At 51.2% G+C, this 5,489-nt stretch carries 2 tRNA genes and 3 rRNA genes; all 5 read left to right on the plus strand.

Features of this window, described 5'->3' with window-relative positions:
* Positions 1 to 139 precede the first annotated feature (139 nt).
* The 5 genes from HMPREF2541_RS02270 (at position 140) to rrf (ending at position 5,436) form a co-directional block, all read left to right on the plus strand.
* Positions 140 to 1,681 (plus strand): 16S ribosomal RNA (locus tag HMPREF2541_RS02270).
* A gap of 68 nt (positions 1,682 to 1,749) precedes the next feature.
* A tRNA-Ile gene (locus HMPREF2541_RS02275) sits at positions 1,750 to 1,826 on the plus strand.
* A gap of 35 nt (positions 1,827 to 1,861) precedes the next feature.
* Positions 1,862 to 1,937: transfer RNA gene (locus tag HMPREF2541_RS02280), tRNA-Ala, on the plus strand.
* Positions 1,938 to 2,266: 329 nt separating this feature from the next.
* Positions 2,267 to 5,150 (plus strand): 23S ribosomal RNA (locus HMPREF2541_RS02285).
* A gap of 172 nt (positions 5,151 to 5,322) precedes the next feature.
* A 5S ribosomal RNA gene (gene rrf, locus HMPREF2541_RS02290) occupies positions 5,323 to 5,436 on the plus strand.
* Together the 16S, 23S and 5S rRNA genes with 2 tRNA genes alongside form the textbook arrangement of a ribosomal RNA operon.
* The last annotated feature ends 53 nt before the right edge of the window (positions 5,437 to 5,489 follow it).

Below are 5,489 nucleotides of genomic sequence, written 5' to 3' on the forward strand. Positions count from 1 at the left end.
TTCAGCAGCTCTTTAACAATCAGATTACCGATAAGTGTGGGTGTTTTACACCTGCACTGTTGAGAAGAAGACAAGACGATGTTTAACATTGTTCTGTCGATTTCTTTGAAGCAGACCAGAAGTTATTAAGTTAGAGATTGAACATAAGAGTTTGATCCTGGCTCAGATTGAACGCTGGCGGCATGCTTTACACATGCAAGTCGAACGGCAGCGGGGTAGTGCTTGCACTACTGTCCGGCGAGTGGCGAACGGGTGAGTAATATATCGGAACGTACCGAGTAATGGGGGATAACCAATCGAAAGATTGGCTAATACCGCATACGTCCTGAGGGAGAAAGCGGGGGATCGCAAGACCTCGCGTTATTCGAGCGGCCGATAACTGATTAGCTAGTTGGTGGGGTAAAGGCCTACCAAGGCGACGATCAGTAGCGGGTCTGAGAGGACGATCCGCCACACTGGGACTGAGACACGGCCCAGACTCCTACGGGAGGCAGCAGTGGGGAATTTTGGACAATGGGGGCAACCCTGATCCAGCCATGCCGCGTGTATGAAGAAGGCCTTCGGGTTGTAAAGTACTTTTGTTAGGGAAGAAAAGGGAAGTGCTAATACCACTTTTTGCTGACGGTACCTAAAGAATAAGCACCGGCTAACTACGTGCCAGCAGCCGCGGTAATACGTAGGGTGCGAGCGTTAATCGGAATTACTGGGCGTAAAGCGAGCGCAGACGGTTATTTAAGCAGGATGTGAAATCCCCGGGCTTAACCTGGGAACTGCGTTCTGAACTGGATAGCTAGAGTGTGTCAGAGGGGGGTAGAATTCCACGTGTAGCAGTGAAATGCGTAGAGATGTGGAGGAATACCGATGGCGAAGGCAGCCCCCTGGGATAACACTGACGTTCATGCTCGAAAGCGTGGGTAGCAAACAGGATTAGATACCCTGGTAGTCCACGCCCTAAACGATGTCGATTAGCTGTTGGGCAACTTGATTGCTTAGTAGCGTAGCTAACGCGTGAAATCGACCGCCTGGGGAGTACGGTCGCAAGATTAAAACTCAAAGGAATTGACGGGGACCCGCACAAGCGGTGGATGATGTGGATTAATTCGATGCAACGCGAAGAACCTTACCTGGTCTTGACATGTACGGAACCTTCCAGAGACGGAAGGGTGCCTTCGGGAGCCGTAACACAGGTGCTGCATGGCTGTCGTCAGCTCGTGTCGTGAGATGTTGGGTTAAGTCCCGCAACGAGCGCAACCCTTGTCATTAGTTGCCATCATTTAGTTGGGCACTCTAATGAGACTGCCGGTGACAAACCGGAGGAAGGTGGGGATGACGTCAAGTCCTCATGGCCCTTATGACCAGGGCTTCACACGTCATACAATGGTCGGTACAGAGGGTAGCCAAGCCGCGAGGTGGAGCCAATCCCAGAAAACCGATCGTAGTCCGGATTGCACTCTGCAACTCGAGTGCATGAAGTCGGAATCGCTAGTAATCGCAGGTCAGCATACTGCGGTGAATACGTTCCCGGGTCTTGTACACACCGCCCGTCACACCATGGGAGTGGGGGATACCAGAAGCAGGTAGGGTAACCGCAAGGAGCCCGCTTGCCACGGTATGCTTCATGACTGGGGTGAAGTCGTAACAAGGTAGCCGTAGGGGAACCTGCGGCTGGATCACCTCCTTTCTAGAGAAAAAGTAGGGGTAGAGCATCCACACCTATCGGTAATCAGATACAGATGCGAAGAGAATGTTGGGTTTGTAGCTCAGCTGGTTAGAGCACACGCTTGATAAGCGTGGGGTCGGAGGTTCAAGTCCTCCCAGACCCACCAGTAGTCGTAGAGCGGAGCAGATCCGCCCAGGTACTGGGGGCATAGCTCAGTTGGTAGAGCACCTGCTTTGCAAGCAGGGGGTCATCGGTTCGATCCCGTTTGCCTCCACCACACAATACTTTCCAAATAAAAGTATGCTAAATATACGAGTAAGCTGCTGCATCTTGCAGTTTGCGCGGTAGTTTATTTTTATTTGCGAAGTCAAAACGCATCGATCTTTAACAAATTGGCAAGCCGAAATCAACAAACAAACGAAGTAGGGCTTATCTTTGAGATAAGTCATACAGAAATTTGGGTGATGATTGTATCGACTGAATCCTGAAACACAAAAGGCAGGATTCGGACACAACAAGCAGTAAGCTTTATCAAAGTAGAGGCCTTAAGCCCCAGCTGTAGTCAACGCAGCGCAGGCGAAGTCAAAAAGGCACTTCAAATGATAGAGTCAAGTGAATAAGTGCATCAGGTGGATGCCTTGGCGATGATAGGCGACGAAGGACGTGTAAGCCTGCGAAAAGCATCGGGGAGCTGGCAATAGAGCTTTGATCCGGTGATGTCCGAATGGGGAAACCCACACAGCAATGTGTATCCTAAGCTGAATACATAAGCTTAGAGAAGCGAACCCGGAGAACTGAACCATCTAAGTACCCGGAGGAAAAGAAATCAACCGAGATTCCGCAAGTAGTGGCGAGCGAACGCGGAGGAGCCTGTATGTGATAGTTGTCGGGATAGGAGAAGGAATTGGAAACTTCCGCCATAGTGGGTGATAGCCCCGTATCCGAAATTCCGGCAGTGGTACTAAGCATACGACAAGTAGGGCGGGACACGAGAAATCCTGTCTGAAGATGGGGGGACCATCCTCCAAGGCTAAATACTCATCATCGACCGATAGTGAACCAGTACCGTGAGGGAAAGGCGAAAAGAACCCCGGGAGGGGAGTGAAATAGAACCTGAAACCTGATGCATACAAACAGTGGGAGCACCTTATGGTGTGACTGCGTACCTTTTGTATAATGGGTCAACGACTTACATTCAGTAGCGAGCTTAACCGGATAGGGGAGGCGTAGGGAAACCGAGTCTTAATAGGGCGTCATAGTTGCTGGGTGTAGACCCGAAACCGAGTGATCTATCCATGGCCAGGTTGAAGGTGCCGTAACAGGTACTGGAGGACCGAACCCACGCATGTTGCAAAATGCGGGGATGAGCTGTGGATAGGGGTGAAAGGCTAAACAAACTCGGAGATAGCTGGTTCTCCCCGAAAACTATTTAGGTAGTGCCTCATGTATCACTTCCGGGGGTAAAGCACTGTTATGGCTAGGGGGTCATTGCGACTTACCAACCCATGGCAAACTCAGAATACCGGAAAGTGCAATCATGGGAGACAGACAGCGGGTGCTAACGTCCGTTGTCGAGAGGGAAACAACCCAGACCGCCAGCTAAGGTCCCAAATGATAGATTAAGTGGTAAACGAAGTGGGAAGGCTTAGACAGCCAGGATGTTGGCTTAGAAGCAGCCATCATTTAAAGAAAGCGTAATAGCTCACTGGTCGAGTCATCCTGCGCGGAAGATGTAACGGGGCTCAAATCTATAACCGAAGCTGCGGATGCACCTAGTGCATGGTAGGGGAGCGTTCTGTAGGCCTGAGAAGGTGTTTCGTAAGGAATGCTGGAGGTATCAGAAGTGCGAATGTTGACATGAGTAGCGATAAAGCGGGTGAAAAGCCCGCTCGCCGAAAGCCCAAGGTTTCCTGCGCAACGTTCATCGGCGCAGGGTGAGTCGGCCCCTAAGGCGAGGCAGAGATGCGTAGTCGATGGGAAACGGGTTAATATTCCCGTACTTGATTTAAGTGCGATGTGGGGACGGAGAAGGTTAGGTCAGCAAACTGTTGGAATAGTTTGTTCAAGCCGGTAGGTGGAAGGATTAGGCAAATCCGGTTCTTCATAACACCGAGAAGTGATAACGAGTATCTACGGATACGAAGTGACTGATACCACGCTTCCAGGAAAAGCCACTAAGCTCTAGCTTAAATCGAACCGTACCGCAAACCGACACAGGTGGGCAGGATGAGAATTCTAAGGCGCTTGAGAGAACTCGGGAGAAGGAACTCGGCAAATTGATACCGTAACTTCGGGAGAAGGTATGCCCTCTGAGGTGAAGGATTTACTCCGTAAGCTTTGGAGGGTCGCAGAGAATCGGTGGCTGCGACTGTTTATTAAAAACACAGCACTCTGCAAACACGAAAGTGGACGTATAGGGTGTGACGCCTGCCCGGTGCTGGAAGGTTAATTGAAGATGTGAGAGCATCGGATCGAAGCCCCAGTAAACGGCGGCCGTAACTATAACGGTCCTAAGGTAGCGAAATTCCTTGTCGGGTAAGTTCCGACCCGCACGAATGGCGTAACGATGGCCACACTGTCTCCTCCCGAGACTCAGCGAAGTTGAAGTGGTTGTGAAGATGCAATCTACCCGCTGCTAGACGGAAAGACCCCGTGAACCTTTACTGTAGCTTTGCATTGGACTTTGAAGTCACTTGTGTAGGATAGGTGGGAGGCTTAGAAGCAGAGACGCTAGTTTCTGTGGAGCCGTCCTTGAAATACCACCCTGGTGACTTTGAGGTTCTAACCCAGGTCCGTTAACCGGATCGGGGACCGTGCATGGTAGGCAGTTTGACTGGGGCGGTCTCCTCCCAAAGAGTAACGGAGGAGTTCGAAGGTTACCTAGGTCCGGTCGGAAATCGGACTGATAGTGCAATGGCAAAAGGTAGCTTAACTGCGAGACCGACAAGTCGAGCAGGTGCGAAAGCAGGACATAGTGATCCGGTGGTTCTGAATGGAAGGGCCATCGCTCAACGGATAAAAGGTACTCCGGGGATAACAGGCTGATTCCGCCCAAGAGTTCATATCGACGGCGGAGTTTGGCACCTCGATGTCGGCTCATCACATCCTGGGGCTGTAGTCGGTCCCAAGGGTATGGCTGTTCGCCATTTAAAGTGGTACGTGAGCTGGGTTTAAAACGTCGTGAGACAGTTTGGTCCCTATCTGCAGTGGGCGTTGGAAGTTTGACAGGGGCTGCTCCTAGTACGAGAGGACCGGAGTGGACGAACCTCTGGTGTACCGGTTGTCACGCCAGTGGCATCGCCGGGTAGCTAAGTTCGGGAAGGATAAGCGCTGAAAGCATCTAAGCGCGAAACCTGCCTGGAGATGAGACTTCCCTTGCGGTATAACCGCGCTGAAGAGTCGTTCTAGACCAGGACGTTGATAGGTGGGGTGTGGAAGCGCGGCAACGCGTGCAGCTAACCCATACTAATTGCTCGTGAGGCTTGACTCTATCATTTGAAGTGCTTTGCGGTGTAGAGACACCGGGAAGAGTACTCAATAGAATAAAGCTTACTGGAATCGATACACATTACCCGATTGTTTGGTTAGTAGCCGGACAGAACAGTTTGATTTGATTAACCGGAGTGACATTACCGGTGGCTTGACGATTTGTACAGTTTAAGTTTGGCGGCCATAGCGGTTTGGTCCCACGCCTTCCCATCCCGAACAGGACCGTGAAACGAACCAGCGCCGATGATAGTACGGATTGCCCGTGCGAAAGTAGGACACTGCCAAACACCTATTTATGACACCCGCCTAACGGCGGGTGTCATTCTTTGTGGCGTAGAAG

It is taken from the genome of Eikenella sp. HMSC061C02 (assembly GCF_001809035.1).
GTDB classification, from domain to species: domain Bacteria; phylum Pseudomonadota; class Gammaproteobacteria; order Burkholderiales; family Neisseriaceae; genus Eikenella; species Eikenella corrodens.